At 61.7% G+C, this 18,511-nt stretch carries 15 protein-coding genes; 1 reads left to right on the forward strand and 14 read right to left on the reverse strand.

All coding sequences use genetic code 11. The annotated features are described in order from the left end of the window. Nucleotides 1-150: 150 nt before the first annotated feature. Complete coding sequence (thrC, locus tag ACUIAH_RS03020; RefSeq protein ID WP_445341354.1) at nucleotides 151-1,632, forward strand: threonine synthase; 1,482 nt, start codon at nucleotides 151-153, stop codon at nucleotides 1,630-1,632. 17 nt (nucleotides 1,633-1,649) lie between these two features. On the opposite strand, the gene ACUIAH_RS03025 is transcribed toward thrC, so the two are convergent. The 14 genes from ACUIAH_RS03025 to ACUIAH_RS03090 all read right to left on the reverse strand — a co-directional run bounded on the left by ACUIAH_RS03025 (nucleotide 1,650) and on the right by ACUIAH_RS03090 (nucleotide 18,492). Beyond that, complete coding sequence (locus tag ACUIAH_RS03025; protein ID WP_445341355.1) at nucleotides 1,650-2,366, reverse strand: ABC-2 transporter permease; 717 nt, start codon at nucleotides 2,364-2,366, stop codon at nucleotides 1,650-1,652. Next, nucleotides 2,363-3,319, reverse strand: a complete 957-nt coding sequence (locus ACUIAH_RS03030) for an ABC transporter ATP-binding protein (RefSeq protein ID WP_445341534.1) — start codon at nucleotides 3,317-3,319, stop codon at nucleotides 2,363-2,365. Before ACUIAH_RS03030 ends, ACUIAH_RS03025 begins: the two co-directional genes overlap by 4 nt. 22 nt (nucleotides 3,320-3,341) lie before the next feature. After that, the gene (locus ACUIAH_RS03035) at nucleotides 3,342-3,749 is read right to left on the reverse strand and encodes a GntR family transcriptional regulator (RefSeq protein ID WP_121914582.1); all 408 of its coding nucleotides are present in this window, start codon (nucleotides 3,747-3,749) and stop codon (nucleotides 3,342-3,344) included. Nucleotides 3,750-4,209: 460 nt separating this feature from the next. Then, nucleotides 4,210-5,979: a DNA repair protein RecN gene (locus ACUIAH_RS03040; RefSeq protein WP_445341356.1), complete on the reverse strand. Its 1,770-nt coding sequence runs from the start codon at nucleotides 5,977-5,979 to the stop codon at nucleotides 4,210-4,212. Further along, nucleotides 5,979-6,917: an NAD kinase gene (locus tag ACUIAH_RS03045; protein WP_445341357.1), complete on the reverse strand. Its 939-nt coding sequence runs from the start codon at nucleotides 6,915-6,917 to the stop codon at nucleotides 5,979-5,981. Before ACUIAH_RS03045 ends, ACUIAH_RS03040 begins: the two co-directional genes overlap by 1 nt. Nucleotides 6,918-6,987: 70 nt before the next feature. Then, nucleotides 6,988-8,301, reverse strand: coding sequence for an ATP-dependent Clp protease ATP-binding subunit ClpX (gene clpX, locus ACUIAH_RS03050; RefSeq protein WP_445341358.1), 1,314 nt, complete (start codon nucleotides 8,299-8,301; stop codon nucleotides 6,988-6,990). Nucleotides 8,302-8,446: 145 nt separating this feature from the next. Then, entirely contained in the window at nucleotides 8,447-9,115 is a 669-nt protein-coding gene (locus ACUIAH_RS03055; RefSeq protein ID WP_144086028.1) for an ATP-dependent Clp protease proteolytic subunit, read from the reverse strand. Between the two features lie 9 nt (nucleotides 9,116-9,124). Continuing rightward, complete coding sequence (locus ACUIAH_RS03060; protein ID WP_029676324.1) at nucleotides 9,125-9,712, reverse strand: ATP-dependent Clp protease proteolytic subunit; 588 nt, start codon at nucleotides 9,710-9,712, stop codon at nucleotides 9,125-9,127. Nucleotides 9,713-9,891: 179 nt separating this feature from the next. Further along, nucleotides 9,892-11,268, reverse strand: coding sequence for a trigger factor (gene tig / locus ACUIAH_RS03065; RefSeq protein WP_445341359.1), 1,377 nt, complete (start codon nucleotides 11,266-11,268; stop codon nucleotides 9,892-9,894). Nucleotides 11,269-11,317: 49 nt separating this feature from the next. Next, on the reverse strand, nucleotides 11,318-12,604 hold the full coding sequence (locus ACUIAH_RS03070; protein ID WP_144086026.1) for an HRDC domain-containing protein: 1,287 nt from the start codon (nucleotides 12,602-12,604) through the stop codon (nucleotides 11,318-11,320). A gap of 368 nt (nucleotides 12,605-12,972) precedes the next feature. Then, nucleotides 12,973-13,854: a pyruvate formate-lyase-activating protein gene (gene pflA / locus ACUIAH_RS03075; RefSeq protein ID WP_015021700.1), complete on the reverse strand. Its 882-nt coding sequence runs from the start codon at nucleotides 13,852-13,854 to the stop codon at nucleotides 12,973-12,975. A 98-nt stretch (nucleotides 13,855-13,952) separates the two neighbouring features. Further along, on the reverse strand, nucleotides 13,953-16,328 hold the full coding sequence (pflB, locus tag ACUIAH_RS03080; RefSeq protein WP_045924199.1) for a formate C-acetyltransferase: 2,376 nt from the start codon (nucleotides 16,326-16,328) through the stop codon (nucleotides 13,953-13,955). Between the two features lie 242 nt (nucleotides 16,329-16,570). After that, complete coding sequence (locus tag ACUIAH_RS03085; protein WP_101432280.1) at nucleotides 16,571-16,807, reverse strand: hypothetical protein; 237 nt, start codon at nucleotides 16,805-16,807, stop codon at nucleotides 16,571-16,573. A 5-nt stretch (nucleotides 16,808-16,812) separates the two neighbouring features. Continuing rightward, nucleotides 16,813-18,492: an NAD+ synthase gene (locus tag ACUIAH_RS03090; RefSeq protein ID WP_445341360.1), complete on the reverse strand. Its 1,680-nt coding sequence runs from the start codon at nucleotides 18,490-18,492 to the stop codon at nucleotides 16,813-16,815. Nucleotides 18,493-18,511: the final 19 nt, after the last annotated feature.

Genomic DNA, 18,511 nt, shown 5'->3' on the forward strand with positions numbered 1-18,511 from the left:
ACACTGTACGCCATGCCGACCCCTGGCAGGCCCTGGCGTCCACAGACAGTTTCCTCCGCGAGCCGAGCAAGGCCATGGTTCGGACCCCTGCACGGGGTAGAATGCCCTGGTAATGATCAGTTCGGCGACATGGCGGAGGGGCAGGCAACCATGAGCACATACCACAGCACCCGAGGCGGCAAGGAGCAGCTGCAGTCCAAGCAGGCCATCAGACGAGGCCTGGCTCCTGACGGCGGACTCTACGTCAGCGATGGACTGGACGCACTGACCATCGACCCTGCCGACGTTGCCGGCCTGGACTACAAGGGCACGGCCAAACTGGTCCTTTCGAGACTGCTGAGCGATTACTCTTCCCCAGAACTGGACTCCTGCCTGGACGCAGCCTACGGAGAGCAGTGGTCCGATCCGGCAATCACACCTCTGGTGGACCTGGGCGGCAACGACTTCGTACTGGAGCTCTTCCGCGGGCCCACCTCGGCCTTCAAGGACGTGGCCCTGCAGCTTCTGCCGAGACTGATGGCTCTGGCCGGGGACGATGGCGAACGGATCATGGTGCTCACCGCCACCTCCGGAGACACGGGCAAGGCGGCGCTGGCCGGATTCGCAGACGCGCCAGGCACGGGCATCACTGTTTTCTATCCTCAGGGCAAGGTCAGTCAGATCCAACGCCTGCAGATGGTCACCCAGGAGGGCGGCAACCTGCAGGTCTGCGCGGTTCGGGGCAATTTCGACGATGCCCAGTCCGCAGTCAAGTCCATCTTCGCCGACGCTGATCTGGCTCATGAGCTGGACGAGAAGGCCTCAACGGTTCTCTCGTCGGCCAACTCCATCAATGTGGGCCGCCTGGCCCCGCAGGTCGTCTACTACTTCCGGGCCTACGGGTCCCTGATGGAACGGGGAGTGATCAGACCTGGGGATCCGGTCGAATTCTGCGTGCCCACCGGCAACTTCGGCGATGTGCTGGCCGGATACTACGCCAAGATGATGGGCCTTCCGGTGGCCCGCCTGACCGTGGCCTCGGACCGCAACCGGGTCCTCAACGACTTCCTGACCACTGGCGTCTACGACCGCAACCGCCCCTTCTACGCCACCACCTCCCCCAGCATGGACATCCTGATCTCCTCCAACCTGGAACGGATGCTCTACTACATGGCCGACGGCGATACCAAACTGATTGCCTCGCTTATGGCCGATCTGGAATCCACAGGACGCTACCAGGTGCCTGAGGCCCTGATGACCAGAATCCGCGGGCTCTTCTCCTGCGGCTGGGCCGACGAGGACCAGGTGGGATCAGCCATCAGCGACTGCTGGGAGGGCCGGGGATACCTGATCGATCCGCACACGGCCTGCGGTTATCAGGTCATGACCGGACAGACCGACAGGGATCCTGCCGTGCCCCGGGTGCTGCTGTCCACGGCCAGCCCCTATAAGTTCCCCCGGGTGGTCTGCCAATCCCTGGGCCTGGAGACCCCGGACAGCGACTTCGACTGCATGGACATCCTGGCCGAGTCCACCAACACCAGGCCCCCCAAGGCTCTGCGCACCCTGGAAAACGCGCCTGTGCGCTTCCAGGACTGCATCGATCCCGGAGATATGTCCGACTACGTCCGCCACGCGGTCATGCAGTCCTGAAGCCTGAGCGAATCGGCTCAGATCTCCTTCCTGGCATAGACCTTGCGAGATATGGCTATCGAAACCATGTCAGCCGCCAGAATCACCGCCAGCCCGAGGAGCACCGGCCGCCACAGGTCGGATGTCAAAAAACGCATGATTGAATTCCAGACGGCCCCCCAGTCAAAGGGCAGCCAACTGCCGACAAGGGCCGTTATTGGTACCAAACCAAGAAGCGCCAGAAAAGCTATCACGGCTTTCGCCATTTCCAGCCAATAAAACAGGGGGGCAGCTACTGCAAAGAGCAAAGACTCCGACATGAACAATCCCAGAGCAAACAGGACGGTAGCACGCCAATGGGCCTGACCCTGCAAAAACGAATCAGCAACGCAGAAATAGAATATTGCATAGCCGCAAGACTGAACCAGGACCAGCAGACTTACAGCAGCATAGCGTCCGAATACCTGGTGATCACGTGTTATGGGCAGCAGACCGTTCAACCGAATCGCTGCATTGCTGAAATCGACAAACAAACCAGATACCAGGCCTACAATCAGTCCGATTCCCATGCCGGCCACCAATCCCGTCAACGCAGTCCGTGCATCATCCCCATCATTGCCTGTCAGAGCCATGACCAGGTTCAGCAGGATTCCGATGACGGGCGCAGACAGGAAAATCAGCACACCAACCCAAGTTCTCCCTGCTCCTGAGAAACGTTGCATGTCCAGCCTGATCTGCTCGGCTATCGCCTTCATGACTCCACCTCCTTGTTCTTGTCGGCCGCAGCAGGTGGGCCTGCGGTCAGTCTGATGATGTTGTCAAAGTCGGCCCGCTCCACCAGGTAGCGGTCCTCTGAAGGCTCCACGGCGGCAGGAGAAGCCGATGCCAGAAAATCCTTCAAGTGTTCGGCGGGCACCAGAGCCTCGAAACCTGTGGCGGAACGCTGCAAGCCCATCAGATGCGGCATTTGCCCTCCAGCCAGATCGTCCGGCCCCCCTCTTACGACCTGGAAAGCCTCCATCAACTCGTCCTTGGGGCCGGTGTAGAAGACAGACCCCCGATTGATATACGTGACGAAGTCAGCTACCCGTTCGAGATCCGTGGTGATGTGCGTGGAGAAAAGCACCGAATGACAACCGTCGCCGATGTAGTCCAGCAGAATATCCATGAGCTCGTCTCTGGCCAGGACATCCAGACCGCTGGTGGGCTCGTCCAGAATCAAGAGCCTTGCATCGTGGCTGAGGGCGACGGCCAGCATCAGCTTCATCTGCATGCCACGCGAGAGCTTGCCGATTTTGCGGTTTTCCTGCAGACCGAACCGACGCAGATAGTCGTGGTAGCGATCACTGTCCCAAGAGGGATACATGGGTGCCATCACTGGCTCGACGGCCTTGACCTTCCATGCCTCCGGGAAATAAATGGAATCGAAGACCACGCCCAGGTCTGCTTTGACCTCCTCCTCCTGGCTCAAGGGATCACGGCCCAAAATGCTGATTGCTCCGCTGTCTCGATGGGTCATATTCAGCAAGAGCCGGATCAGAGTGGATTTGCCTGCGCCGTTGGGGCCTATCAATCCCATGATGTAGCCCAAGGGCAGGTCCATGGTGACCTGGTGCAGGCGGAAACCCGTGCCGTCGGCCCTGACATAGCTTTTCCCCAGGTCACTGATACGCAGGGCATAGTCGACCTCTTCGCCAGAGGTTGTCATCACCGGTGATGCGCACATGCTGCTATTCCTTTCCTTCTTCGGACGCGGGCGCAGAACCCCTGTTGCCTAGCAGGCCGTCGAGCAGGCCGCGAATCCGATCCGGCTCCATGCCGGCCCGACGAGCCGTATCGACTGCCTCTCCCAGCAGGGACTGCACGCGGTCCTCCAGATGCTGCCGCATGACCTGGTCGCCGCTGTCGGCCACGAAGGTCCCCTTGCCTTGGATGTTCTCCACCAAACCCTCTTGAGCGAGTTCGGTATAGGCGCGGGTCACGGTCAGCACGGACACCCTGAGCTCCTGTGAGAGATGTCGCAAGGAAGGCAGTCCCTCCCCCGCTTTCAGGTCTCCGGTCAGGATGGCCGAACGTATCTGGTCCTCGATCTGCCGATAAATCGGCTGCCCGGACAGGGATGAGATGATCAGCTTCATCCAAGCCCCTTTCATTGATTGTCGGCACGACCCTGGCTGAGCTGTGCCGGTGTTCATATATACACTATAACAGTTCAATCACGGAGACAAACTCCGACCTTGATCATCCAAGGGGTGGATCATGGATTGATAGATACGTCTCTGGTGCCGAAATCCCCGGCCGATCACAATTTCAGACAAAATCCATTTGGACCAGGTCGCCGCCGCATTGTTCATGTCGAGGGCGGATGCGGTGTCTTTTACGAAAATCCCGTATGGGTGTTATCACAGGTCCATCAACAGCCGGATACCTACTGTCAAAGCATCAGAAATAAAAAGGAACAGAATGGCTGATGTCGAGCACGCGGCGACACAGCCACAAAAGGCAGCAGAGTCGCCAGCAACAAAGTCGTCAAAACTTGTCGGATTCGCTGAATCAACGGACCTGAACATGGCAAAGTTGAGGCGACAACCAGACCCATCAGGCCTGGAGTCTGCTGGAGGACAGAAGCTCTCGGGCATGCTTCAGGGAGGTCGTGGACTCGCTGCCGGCCAGCATCCGGGCGATCTCCCGCTCCCTGTCCTCGCCCTCCACCTGGCGGACCAGGGTCTCTACGGCATCGCCGCCTTCACGCCCTTTGGCCACGACGAACTGTCGATCAGCCCAGGAAGCCACCTGCGGCAGGTGGGTGACCACGATCACCTGGGCGGTGACGGCCAATCGGGCCAGACGACGACCCAGTTCCACGGCAGCCCGACCGCCGACGCCAGCATCCACCTCGTCAAAGATGAAGGTCATCGTCGGGTCGCCGACCTGAGAATCTACGCCAGTATGTCCATGGCCAGACCTGTCGGGGCCCGATGATGTCCGGCCTTCGGCGGCCACCAGCTCCAGGGCCAGCATGAGTCTGCTGAGTTCGCCGCCCGAGGCGCTCTTGCCCATGGGCAGAAGGTCCGAACCCGGATACGGTCTGAAGAGAAAATCGATCTGATCCAGACCATGCCCGTCCATGTCCTGGTCCTGGCGTGGTCTGACACGGATCTCCAGCCCAGCGCCCGCCATGGCCAGGGAGTGCAATTCACCGTCGACAAGATCGCTCAACCTTCGTGCAGCCTTGGCCCGTGACGCTGACAGAGTCCGTGCGGCTTTCAGGGCGCTCCCGCGAAGCTGCTCAACCTGACCCTGAAGCTCCTCAAGCTTCTCGGGTGAGGCATCCATGTCCTCAAGCTCAAACGCAGCCTTCTTGCGCCAGGCCAGAACGTCGTCGATGTCTGGTCCCCAGCGCCGGGTCAGCTCATCCAGATCGTGGATGCGGGCGTTGATCTTGTCCAGATCGCCCTCCTGGCCTTCGTCGTCCAGCTGGCTGCTCAGGGTGAAGACCAGATCGGACAGGTCGGCATTCAGCGAGCGCAACCGCTGGGCCGCCTCCTGAAAGACCCCCTCTACACCGATGCCCTCCAAGGCGGCGATGGCTCGTTCTACCAGGGCCGTAGCCGATGGTGAGTCTGCATCCGGGTCAATCTGGCCGGCGTCCAAGGTGGATAGTGCGGACATGACTCCCTGACTGATCTGGGCAGCATGCTCGATCCGGTCTCTCTGGGCCTTGAGTTCACGATCCTCACCGGGATGGGGGTCGACACGGTCGATCCGGGCGATGGACTCGCGAAGATAATCAGCCTGGGCCATAGCGCCGGACTGCTGGTTGCGCAGCTCCTCCAGATGGTCCTGGGCCTGTCGGTACTGCCTGAAGGCCTTGGAAAAAGCCTCCAGCTGCAGACCGTCACCGGCATAGGCATCCAGAAATTCGCGCTGCCGGGCCGGACTGGCCATACGCATCTGATCCGCCTGGCCATGGACGGTGACCAGCATGCCGGCCACCTCCTCCAGCAGGCCACGAGGGGCCGTCCTGCCGTTCAGAGCGGCACGTGAACGCCCCTTGACAGGCATGGTTCTCGCCAAGAAGATCTGTCCCTCATCCTCCAAGGGCAGGCCAGCCTCGGTTATGGCAGCGGTCACTGGATTCCCGGCTCCTGCCGCACCAGCATCAAAAATCCCCTGGACCCAGGACTCATGTGCTCCAGGCGACACCAATTGCGGACGGGCAGTGGATCCCGAGATCAGCCTGATGGCGTTGAGCAGCATGGACTTGCCAGCCCCGGTCTCCCCGGTGATGGCCGTCATGCCGGCAGCAGGCCGTAGCAGGGCATGATGGATGGGACCCAGGTCTCGTACTTCCAGCTCTTCCAGCATCAGTGCTCCTTGTTCGACTCCTGCGGCTCCCCCTGGTCCTGCCCGTCTGCAGCCGCCGAGGGGCGATGCTGCTCCCTCCAGCCGACCACCGGCAGGTCGAACTTGGAGACCAGCCGTCTGGTGAAGGGCACCCCGGACAGCCTGGCCAGCCTCAGGATGTCATGGGACTGCCGCACCACAATGCGGGACTGCTTGGGCACAGGCCGTTGACGGCGCCCGTCATTGCAGATCCAGCCGGCCGACTGGGAATCACCCAGAATGTCCAGGGTGAACTGCGACTTGGGGCCGATGATCAGGGACCTGGCAAAGAGGGCGTGGGCGGCTATGGGCACCATCTGCAGCGACTGCGCATCCGGCCAGACGATGGGCCCGCCCACCGAAAAGGCATAGGCCGTCGATCCGGTCGGGGTGGCCACAATCATGCCGTCGCAGCCGAAGGAGCTCATCTCCACATCGTCCACTCGGACCGATACCTCGATCATCTTGCCCCGATCGTATCGTTCCAGGGTCATGTCATTAAGTGCCCAGTCGCTCAGTGGTCGATCGGCCCCGGGTATCCACAGGTCCACATGGGCCACCATGCGCTCGTCGATGGAGTAGTCATGATCGGCCACCCGGCGAATGGCCTCCCCTATCTGGAAGCTCTCGAACTCCGCCAGGAACCCCACATGACCCAGATTGACTCCCAGGATGGGGACCTCGGTGCCCTTGACCAACTCTGCAGCCCGCAGAATGGTTCCATCGCCGCCTAGGACGATGACGATCTCGGTGTCGTCGGCCACCTGCTGGCTGGGGCTGCCGAATTCCGGGGCGGCGATGTTGTCGACAATCGAGACACGGAATCCGTCCCGGCGCAGCTGCTCCTCGACCTCGTCCACCAGGTGGCCGCTTGCCCGGACCCGGCTGTGCGTGACCACAACAGCGCTACGAGCACCCATGGGTCCTCCCTTCCGGCATCAATGATCATCCTATCGGGCCCGGCCAACAGCGGTGCTCATCACGGCGGTGTCAGGCCAAACGACGACCAGTAGCTGCGGCCATGCCTTGCCCGGTCTCGTAGCGGGGCGATCCCGTCCCGTCCACGGCATCGGCATCCACCACAACACGGGAGACATCCGTCCTGTCGGGCAGCTCGAACATGGTCGCCTCCAGGGTGTGCTCAATGATTCCGCGCAACCCCCGGGCGCCCACCTTGCGCTCCAGGGCGATGGCAGCAACACGGTCCAGGGCGGCATCGGTGAAGACCAGATCGGCCCCGTCATCCAGGAACATGCGCCGGTACTGGTCGACCAGGGCATTGTCCGGTTCGGTCAGCACCCGCCGCAGCTCATGGGCGCCCAGCGGCTCCAGGGTGGAGATGACCGGCAACCGCCCGACGAACTCGGGAAGCAAACCAAACTGTTCCAGATCCTCGGCCCTGACCTGGCTCATGACCCGGTCGTCGGGCACTCTGTCATTCCCTTGAGTAGCCGAGAATCCGCTCTCCCGCAGGCCCAGCCGCCGACGGACGATCTCTTCAAGACCGACAAAGGCGCCGCCGCAGATGAAGAGGATGTTGGCCGTGTCCATGACGACCGTGCGGACATCGCCGTGCCGCCGCGAACCCTGGACCGGCACACGGGCCTGGGTGCCCTCGATGATCTTGAGCAGGGCCTGCTGAACCCCCTCGCCGGACACATCCCTGGTGATGGAGGTGTTCTCGCCAGACTTTCTGGCGATCTTGTCAATTTCATCGATGTAGATGATGCCGCGCTGGGCCAGATCCATGTTGCCGTCGGCAGCCTGAAGCAGCCCCTGCAGGACGGACTCCACGTCCTCGCCCACATATCCGGCCTCGGTAAGGCTGGTGGCATCCACAATAACGAAGGGGACATTCATGATGGTGGCCAGGGTTCGTGCCAGGTAGGTCTTGCCCACGCCGGTGGGACCCATGAGCAGGATGTTGGACTTGTCCACCTGGACGCGCGGGGCCGCATCCTTGCCTCCAAACGCAGCGTCGGCAATACGGCCTCGGTCTCCCAGGTCCATATTGACGCGCTTGTAGTGGTTGTAGACAGCCACCGACAGGGTGCGTTTGGCAGCCTCCTGGCCTATGACATACCGGTTCAGATAGGCGAATATCTTTGAGGGCGCAGGCAGGGTCACCCGCTGGTCGGCGGCATCCTTGGCCATGTCCTCCTGGATGATCTGGGCGCATAGGCGTATGCATTCGTCGCAGATAGCGCAGGAAGGCCCTTTGACCAGGCGGCGCACCTGGTGCTCGTCCTTGCCGCAGAACTCGCAGCGATTCAGTCCGTCATTGTAGCTGACCACACGGCCCATGGCTCTCCCTTCCCGGAGAATCCGCGAGGATCGCCGAAATCACATTCTGACTGACATCGTCCATGATGCCAAAAACGTCCGGAGGCCGTGGGTCCCGAGGACCCGCCGCCATCCGGACGATCAATCTTGCGCGCAGTCACTGGAGCTAATTGCGGTGCTCCAGGACCTCGTCCACCATCCCGTAATCCTTGGCCTGCTGGGCGGTCAGAATGGTGTCCACCTCGATGTCCTTGCGGATCTTGTCGACATCCTGGCCGGTGTGCTTGGCTAGGGTCTCCTCCAGCCAGGTGCGCATGCGCAGCATCTCCTTGGCTTGGATCTCGATCTCGGTGGCCTTGCCGAAGTCCTGCTCCATGGCCGGCTGGTGAATCAGCACACGGGCGTTGGGCAGGATCAGCCGCTTGCCCTTGGTTCCGGCCGCCAGAAGAACCGCAGCAGCCGAGGCAGCCTGGCCCAGGCAGACAGTCTGCACATCGGGCTTGATGTACTGCATGGTGTCATAGATGGCGGTCATGGCCGTCATGGATCCCCCCGGCGAGTTGATGTAGATGATCACGTCGCGGTTGGGATCCTGGCTCTCCAGAACCAGCAGCTGGGCCATGATGTCGTCCGAGGAGGTGTCATCCACCTGGACGCCCATGAAGATGATCCTGTCGTCGAAGAGCCTGGTGTAGGGGTCTTGGCGCTTATAGCCGTAGGGGGTGCGCTCCTCGAACTGCGGCAGCACATAGCGGTCGGTGGGCATGGCGCCCAGGCCGCGAGGGCCGGCCAGTCGACGGGCCCGTGCTACGAATTGCGCTTCTTCAGATGCCATGTGGAGTGCTCACTTCCCTTGATCCGCGGTCATAGTGCCGTGGGTGGTCACGATCCGGTCGACAAAGCCGTACTCCAGGGCCTGTTGGGCCGTGAACCAGTGATCGTATTCGTTGTCCCGGTAGATCTCTTCCAGGGTGTGGCCGGTCTGCTCGGCCGTCAGCTGGGAGAGCGTGCGCTTCATGTCCATGATCAGCTCGGCGTTGATCCTGACATCAGTGGCCGTGCCTCCGACGCCGCCCGAAGGCTGATGCATGAGCACCCGTGCATGGGAGGTGACGAAGCGCTTGCCCTTGGCCCCGCTGGAGAGCAGGAACTGGCCCATGGAGGCCGCCATGCCAACCGCAACCGTAGCCACGTCGGGCTCGATCAGCTGCATGGTGTCGTAGATGGCCATGCCGGCCGTAATGGAGCCGCCAGGCGAATTGATGTAGAGCCAGATATCCTTCTTGGGATCCTCGGCCGCCAGCATCAGCATCTGTGCGCAGATGACGTTGGCGTTGGCGTCCTTGACCTCGTCCCCCAGCCAGATGATCCTGTCCTTGAGCAGTCGGTTGAAGATGGGATCGGTCGGCGCAGGGGCCTCCCCCTCCTCCATCACGGGACTGGTTGCCAATGAGTTGTTCACCCTGTCTCCTTCGATAAACGTATCTGTATTGAGAGTAGCCCCCGCAATCGACGCGGTCTTGGTCTTTCTGCTCTTTGCGCAACCGTTGCGACAGGGCCGCACCCAGGCTGTTTCGCCACTGGGTGCGGCCCTGTTCGCTGCTTTAAAAGCTACTCCTGATCCTGGGATAGCTGGTCAGCCACTTCAGCCGCGGCGGAGGCAGCCTGGACGCTCTCGTCCTGCTCCTCCTGGACCTCGGGCTCATCCTCGCCCAGGAAGCGGCTCAGGTCCACCTCCTGGCCATCGGGATCCTTGAAGGTAACAGCCCGCATGCCGGCCAGCATGCCCTTGGAGCGGCCGACCTCCTGCACGGCCGAACCCAGCTGGCCGTTGCGGACGATGCCGTTGATGAAGGCGCTGGGATCCATGCCGTACTGCTGAGCGATGGAAGCCAGGAAGTTGGTCACGTCGGCCTGGCTGACCGTGATGCCCAGCTTCTCAGCCAGGGCGTCCAGGGTCATCTGGTCACGCAGCTCCTTCTCGACACTCTTCTCAGCTTCGGCCTTCTCATCCTTGCTGGCCTTGTCGGGATCCTTGCCGGTGTTCTTGAGCTGATCGGTCACCATGGACTGCTTGATGCCCTTGGGCACCGGGATGTCCAGGCCGTCCTGGAGCTTGGCAATGAAGGCGTCGCGGGCGTCAGTGGCCTGCCGACCCTCGGCATCCACCTGGCACTGCTTGCGCACGTCCTCGCGCAGCTCCTTCAGGGTCTCGAACTCGGAGGCCTCCTTGGCGAACTCGTCGTCCAGGTCGGGCAGCTCCTCAGCCTTGACCGAGTTGACCTTGACCTTGATCTGGGCCTTCTCGCCCTGGTGCTCACCGGCCTCCAGGGTGCCCTCGAAGGTGGTCTCCTCCCCGGCGGACAACCCGTCCAGGGCCTCATCCAGGCCGTCCAGCATGGTGTTGGAGCCCAGCTCGTAGCTGACCCCCTGCTGGGAGTCCACGGACTCGCCGTCGATGACGGCATCCAGGTCGATGTTGGCATAGTCGCCCTTGGAGGCGGGACGATCCACGCTGACCAGGGTGCCGAAGCGCTGACGCAGGTTGTCCAGACGCTTGTCCACGTCCTCGTCGGTGACGGCAGGCTTGGGGACCTCAATCTCCATGCCCTCGATGTCGGGCAGCTCGAACTTGGGACGAATCTCCACCTCAGCGGTGAACTTGAGCTTGGTGTCGTCCTTGGCCGAGGAAGGCATGTCCTTGACATCGATCTGTGGCTGGGCCATGGCGTGCAGCTGCTTCTCCTCCAGGGCCTTGGAGTAGAGCTCGGGCACGCCGGCGTTGACGGCCTCGCCCGCCACGCTGGCAAAGCCCACACGCTGATCGATGATGGGTCCGGGCACATGGCCCTTGCGGAAGCCGGGAATGGTTACCTGCTTGCCGATCTCCTTACGGGCCTGATCCAGGTAGGGGTTCAGCTCATCGGGATCGACGGTGATGGTGAGCCTGACCTTGGTGGGCTCGAGGTTTCTGACGCTGATTTTCACGCTGCGCTCCAATTCATCCAAACCGTTTGATCTGCCAGTAAGGCAACCGTTACATAATAGCGCGAGTCAGGGACTCTGACAGGAGCGAAACCTGCCAGGGACGGGCGCCCTCCTGACGCAGGAAGTCGGCCACATCCCGCTTCTCCGGTTGATCGGTCCAGCAGAGGTTACGCAGGTAGCGGGGCTTGATCAGAATCTCGTCGGGGGTGTTGGTCTGGCGTCCCACCTCTGTCACCGCCTTGCGCGCTGCCTCCAGCCTGGCATATCGTTCCGGGTGGCGGTGCCGCCAGACCTGCATGGACTTAGGGGCATTGGTCTCCTCACACCGCGGCTTGGGAGGCACAGGCAGCTCTTCGGTGGGCAGATGCAACGCATCCAAAATGGCCTGTTTCCAGACTGAGGGTCTGACCCGGCGCTGGATGGGAGCATAGCGCTCGAACATGCGGTCCTGCTCACCGCCGGTGTGGATTCTGACCCGTTCATTCAAGGATCGGATGGCTCGGAACTGGGCGTTGTTGCGGGGCTTGAGCCTGCCGGCCTCGATGATGGCCTTGTCGGGCAGGAGCAGCGTCGGAGCGATGTCGTTGCGCCGGGCCAGCTGGTCTCGGGTGGTCCACAGCGAACGGGCCACAGCAAGGCCTCGACGGTCATTGTGCAGGGCATTGATATGCGAAATATGCCGCCAGGGCTGCTCGGGCTCCGGCTTGGGGATTTTGCCCTGCTCCAGCAGCCAGGTGAATTCCTGCCTGGCCCACTCATCCTTGCCGTGACGGCGCAGATCCTCCAGCTCGCACGATCGCACCTGATCCAGCAGCTCCACATCCAAGGCGGCGTAATTGCGCCAATCACGCGGCAGTGGGCGGTAGGACCAGTCTGCGGCGGAGTGCTCCTTGGCCAGGGTCAGCCCCAGATAGTGTGCGGTAACTGCAGACAGGCCGTAATGACCGAGATTAAGCATCCTGGCCGCCAGCTCGGAGTCGAAGAGCGATGAGGGCCTCATGCCCAGTGCGTAGAAGCCTGGCAGATCCTGGGGGGAGTCATGAATGATCCACTGGGCACCATCAACGGCCTTATTGAATTCCGACCAGTCGCAGCCCGCCTGCGTCAGAGCCGGTGGGTCCAGCAGGAATATCCCCGCCCCCTGGCGCTTGAACTGGACCAGGTAGTCGTCGTGGCCATAGCGGAAGCCTGATGCGCGTTCAGCGTCCGCGGCCAGCGCACCGCTCCCCTGGGACAGCAGCCGACATGCCCGGCGGTATCCGGCCATATCGTCGATGACCGACGGTACACCCTGGGCGGGCTCTGAAAGCAGCTGCGTCTTAGGATCCGTGGTCACCTGCGCTCAACCTCTTTTTTAGTTTGTCTTCCGTAACGCCACCGGGCCGACCAGGCCCGGAAAACACTCGCCTGAAAGCATAGTCCATGGCCTCAACCCGCTGACAATCGTTTACCGAGCATGACTGGTCAGCAATTTATCGATTTACAGTATCGGTCATCCATTGGATCCGCCGTCCATTGGCTCTTCCAACCATTAAGTCGGTCATTCAGCGTGCAAGACATTCAGTGAGTCGGTCATTCGCTGATTGGCTGGCTGGCCTGCGCCCGATCAAACAAAACTCCCCACGGCATCTGCCGTGAGGAGTCATAAGTTGATTATTCGGGTTGCTCCTAGGACCGCCTGGGAACCACAGTGGGTTCTGCGGCTCAGTAGACCACGAAGCCGTGGGCCTCAAGCTGCTTCTTGACCCGATCCTTCAGGGCCGCCGAAGGGCCTTTGGCGTCCTCCAGCGGGTAGGGGATGCGAAGCTCATGCCACTTGGGCCGTCCAAGCTGATGGAAGGGAAGCACATCAATGTGCTCGATGGCATCCTTGAACTGTTCGCACACCCGCGCGACGTTCTCGACGTTCTCCTCGGAGTCGGTCAGCCCCGGCACCAGCACGAAGCGAACCCAAATCTTGCTGCCACGGGCAGCCAGACGCTTGCCGAATTCGATTGTGGGGGCCAACGTGCCGCCGGTCACCTTCTTGTAGGTGGCCTCGTCGCCGGATTTGACGTCCAGCAGACACAGGTCGATATCGTCAATCATGGCATCGGTGTAGTTGCGATTGAGGAAGCCCGAGGTGTCCAGGCAGGTGTGGACGCCCATCTCCTTGGCAGCGCGAAAGACGCGTGAGACAAAGGCTGCCTGCATCATGGACTCGCCGCCGCTGAAGGTGATTCCTCCGCCCGTGCTCTTGAAGAGGTCCTGGTAACGGGCCACCTTATCGATCATGGCCTGTAGGTATACGGGCTGGCCATCGCGCATCTTCCAGGTGTCAGGATTCTGGCAGTACTGGCAGCGCAGGGGGCATCCGCTCATGAAGACGGTCATCCTTGTGCCCGGCCCGTCCACTGAGGTATTGATGTCCCAGGAGTGAACAAATCCGATGTCGCCCGTGCGCAGGGCATTCATACGGTCGTGCCGGTCCAGTCCAATGGGCGATTCGAACCCCGAAAGGCCGCCCATCAGGGTCTGGCTCTGGTAGACCTTGGATTCCTTGAGCATGTGCGGCTGCGTGGTATGGAAGGTGGTGGTCTCCGTCATTGGATCCTCCTGAAAAAGACGAAAAGGGGGCGGGGCCTTGGTGCGCCCCGCCCCATGATTCACCGTCTCATCAACGGTTGACTATCGCACAAGGGCGATCAGTCGGTCACCGCGCCCTGGTGGAAGGTGCGGGAGATCACGTCGAGCTGCTGCTCGCGGGTCAGCTTGACGAAGTTGACGGCGTAGCCCGAGACGCGCACGGTCAGGTGCGGGTACTTCTCGGGGTGCTCGACGGCATCCTCCAGCTGCTCCTTGCGCAGGACGTTGATGTTGGCGTGGTAGAGCCCGTGGCCGTTGCCGGCGTCCAGGATGCCCACCAGGTTGTTGATGCGCTCATCCTCGTCGCGGCCCAGGCCGTCAGGGGTGATCGTGTTGGTCAGCGAGATGCCGTCCAGGGCGTCGTCGTAGTCGATCTTGCCCACGGAGAACATGGAGGGCAGCATGCCGTGCGAATCCATGCCGTTCTCGGGGTTGGCGCCGGGAGCGTACGGAGTGCCCTTCTTGTGGCCGGAGGGGAAGGACCCGGTGTTCTTGCCATACTCCACGTTGGAAGTAATGGTCAGGATGGACTGGGTCGGCACAGCGCCACGGTAGACAGGCAGGCGCTTGATCTGGCCCATAACGGTGGAGACAGTCCACTTGGCCAGGTCGTCGGCGCGATCGTCGTCGTTGCCGTAGACCGGGAACTCGCCGACGGTCTTGTAGTTGACGATCAGGTCGTCGTCAGCGCCCTCGACATACTCAGGGGTGCCCTTGGCATCCTTGTTGTAGATCGGGTAGACCTTGGCGTACTTGATAGCCGACAGGGAGTCAGCGGCGATGGACAGGCCGGACATGCCGCAACCCAGGGTGCGGTAGACCTCCTTGTCGTGCAGGGCCATCTCAATGGACTCGTAGTCGTACTTATCGTGCATGTAGTGGATGATGTTCAGGGCCTCGACATAGGTCTCGCTCAGCCACTCCAGGGCCTTCTCGTAATTGTCCTTGACCTCTTGGAAGTCCAGAGAACCGTCTTCCTTGGGGGTGACAGGCTTGATCACGTCCTTGTCGATGACCTGCATGCCGGTCATCTCGTCACGGCCGCCGTTCATGGCGTAGAGCAGGGCCTTGGCGGAGTTGACGCGAGCACCGAAGAACTGCATCTGCTTGCCGACCCTCATGGGGGACACGCAGCAGGCGATGGCAGCGTCATCGCCCCAGTGGGCGCGAATGTCCTTGTCGGACTCGTACTGGATGGCGGAGGTGTCGATGGAGATACGGGCGCAGAAGCGCTTGTAGCCCTCAGGCAGCTTCGGATCCCAGAAGATGGTGATGTTGGGCTCGGGGCCGGGTCCAAGGTGCTCCAGGGTCAGGGTTGCCAGCAGACGGAAGGAGGTCTTGGTGACCATGGGCCTGCCGTCATCGCCGAAGCCAGCGTCGGACCAGGTGGCCCAGTAGGGGTCGCCCGAGAAGATGTTGTCGTAGTCCTTGGTCCGCAGGAAGCGCACGATGCGCAGCTTCATCACGATGTTGTCGATGATCTCCTGGGCATCGGTCTCGTCGATCAGGCCAGCGGCCAGATCACGCTCGAAGTAGACGTCGAAGAATGCGGACAGACGGCCGATGGACATGGCGGCGCCGTCCTGGCTCTTGACCGAGGCCAGGTAGGCCATGTAGGTCCACTGGACAGCTTCCTTGGCGTTCATGGCAGGACGGCTCAGATCCAGGCCGTACTCCTTGCCCAGGTTCAGCAGCTGCTTCAGAGCCTTGATCTGCTCGGCGTGCTCCTCGCGGAAGCGGATCCAGTGCTCGATCTCTTCCTCGGTGAAGTCGTTGCGGTAAGGAATCGAATCCTTGTCGGCCTTCTTGCGGGCAATCAGCTCGTCAATGCCGTAGAGGGCCACACGACGGTAGTCGCCAATGATGCGGCCACGGCCGTAAGCATCGGGCAGACCGGTCAGAATCTTGTTGTGGCGGGCCAGCTTGATCCTCTTGGTGTAAACGTCGAAGACGCCATCGTTGTGGGTCTTGCGATACCGGGTGAAGATCTTCTTGACCTCGGGGTCGGGCTCCTTGCCGGCCTCCTTGAGGGCCTGCTCAACCATGCGCCAGCCGCCGTAGGGCATCATCGCACGCTTGCAGGGCACGTCGGTCTGTATGCCGACAATCACGTCATCCTGAGTCTCGCCGGCAGGCTTGCCGTCGATGTATCCGGCCGGGAAGGCGTCAATGCCCGCCGGAGTGTGGGTGTCCACGTCGTAGACGCGCTGCTTGCGCTCCACGGCGAGGAAATTGTCATCCAGGTAGTTCCACAGGAACTTGGTCTTCTCTGTGGCCGGTGCCAGGAAGGATTCGTCACCGGTGTACGGAGTGTAGTTCTTTTGAATGAAGTCGCGAACGTCGATGTCTTTCTTCCAGTCCTCGCCCTTGAAGCCCTTCCAAGCCTTGGCTTGCAGCTCTGCGGGAGAGACGGTGTTGGTCTCAACTGCTGTCATAGTCAACTCCTTGTTGATATGGTCAATGGCGCTTCCTCACACCACTGTCACTTTCAAGTATAGGGTGCGCACTACCACGGGAAACCGAATCGCGACGTGAGCTATATCACACTAAGGGCGGACTCGCAATGGGCGCCACGCCCATATCTTGCAAACTCGCCCGGCACACCGTCTGAGTCCCGATTCCTTCTGCCCGCATGGCTGACTGGTCGCTAACGCTAGTGAGCGATCCAGCAGGAGCTTCATCTGTCAGCTGATGACTGTCCCTGCCCAGGGTCTCCCTCCCAGGCCTGCCGCCAGCGACGGTCTTCTTCATCCCATTCCTTGTTCCGGCGTTTGGCGATCTTCCAGGCATCGAGGGCCTCCTGCCTGCTGCGGTAGGGGCCCATCCGCCTGTCCTGGGGAGACAGCTTGCCCTGTTCGGGTTCACCGGTGACGGTGTTGAAGTACCAGGCCGTTTGCTCTTGTTCGGAACCCATGGTGATCATTCCCTGAAGGCGTTGGTGACAGGCAGCCGACGGTCACGGCCGAAGGCCAGGGAGGTGACCTTGGGCCCCAGCGGGTACTGACGCCGCTTCCACTCGGCCCGATCCACCAGTCGCATGACCGTGTCGACCGTGTCGGGATCGAAGCCGTCGGCCAGAAGGTCGGCCCGACCATGCGCATGCTCGATGTACGCCTCCAGGACCTTGTCAAGCAGGCTGTAGTCGGGCAGGGAATCAGAGTCCTTCTGCCCTTGGCGCAGCTCGGCCGAAGGAGGCTTGACGATGGAATTGACCGGAATGGGCTCACGTTCGCCCCGTGCCTGGGCCTGGGCGTTGCGCCAGCGGGCCAGCTGCCAGACCCGGGTCTTGAGCAGATCCTTGATGGGCGCGTAGCCTCCGACCGCATCGCCATAAATAGTCGAGTAACCGCAGGCCAGCTCGGACTTGTTGCCTGTGGCTAGGGCCAGAAGCCCCTCGGCATTGGCGTAGGCCATGACGATGACGCCGCGTATCCGGGCCTGCAGGTTCTCTTCAGCAACTCCTTCCAGATGCAACTGCCCTTGGAAGGCATTGAATTCCGGGCCTATGGCTTGGACCACGTAACGCACGCCCAGACGCTGGGCCAGGTCGGCGGCATCATCCCGGGAGCCTTCCGAGGAATAGCGGCTGGGCATGGAAATGCCGCGCACGTGCTCCCCCCCGCAGGCATCGGCGGCCATGGTGGCCACCAGGGCCGAGTCGATCCCGCCTGAGAGCCCCAGGCAGACGCCGGTGAAGTGATTCTTGGCCATATAGTCTTGTAGCCCCAGCACGCAGGCCCGATAGACCTCCTCGTCTCCAGGCATCTCTTCGGCCATGCATGACTTGCTGGGCATTGGGCGCTCCCCTCGTGCAGGCAAGGTCCACGTGGACAGATCCTGGACGAACCTGGGCGAGCGCTCCAGCAGGGTGCCATCCTGGTCCACCACAAAGCTGCCGCCGTCGAAGACCAGATCGTCCTGCCCGCCCACCTGGTTCAGGTAGAGCAGAGGCGCACCGACCTGTTTGGCCCGGCGAGCCGCCAGCTCGTAGCGGACATGCCCCTTGCCCTCCTCGAAGGGGGAGCCATTGATGGTCACCAGGAGGTCGATGTCCCGGCCAGCCAGGTCGCTGATGGGATCGCCCTCCTGCCAGATGTCCTCGCAGATGGCCAGCCCTATCCGGTGCCCCTGCACCTCCAGGACCACGGTTCTGTCCCCCGAAGTAAAAATCCTGTACTCGTCGAAGACTCCGTAGTTGGGCAGGAAGTGCTTGTCATAGCCGGCCTCGACACGCCCCTGGTGCAGCACTACCAGCCGATTGCGGGGCCTGTCCTGATCCGCGTCGGTACCAACGGTCCCCACGATCACATGCAAATGGCCCAGACCCTGCTCGTCCAGCTCCCGGGCCAGACGGTCGGCCCGGGACCAGGCAGCCCGACGGAAGCTGGCGCGAAATGCCAGGTCCTCGATCGGGTAACCTGTCAGGCTCATCTCGGGAAAGACCACCAGGGCCGCCCCCTGCTTAGCTGCCTTATGGGAGTAATCCATAATAATGTCGGCGTTGCCGTCAAGATCGCCCACACAGGTGTCGATCTGAGCCAGAGCCACCAGCAGATCGCCATCCCGCTGCGGCTGTTCGTCTTGTATGCCCATACCCATGATTCTAAACCGTGCAGGG

Source organism: Bifidobacterium sp. ESL0820 (assembly GCF_052606235.1).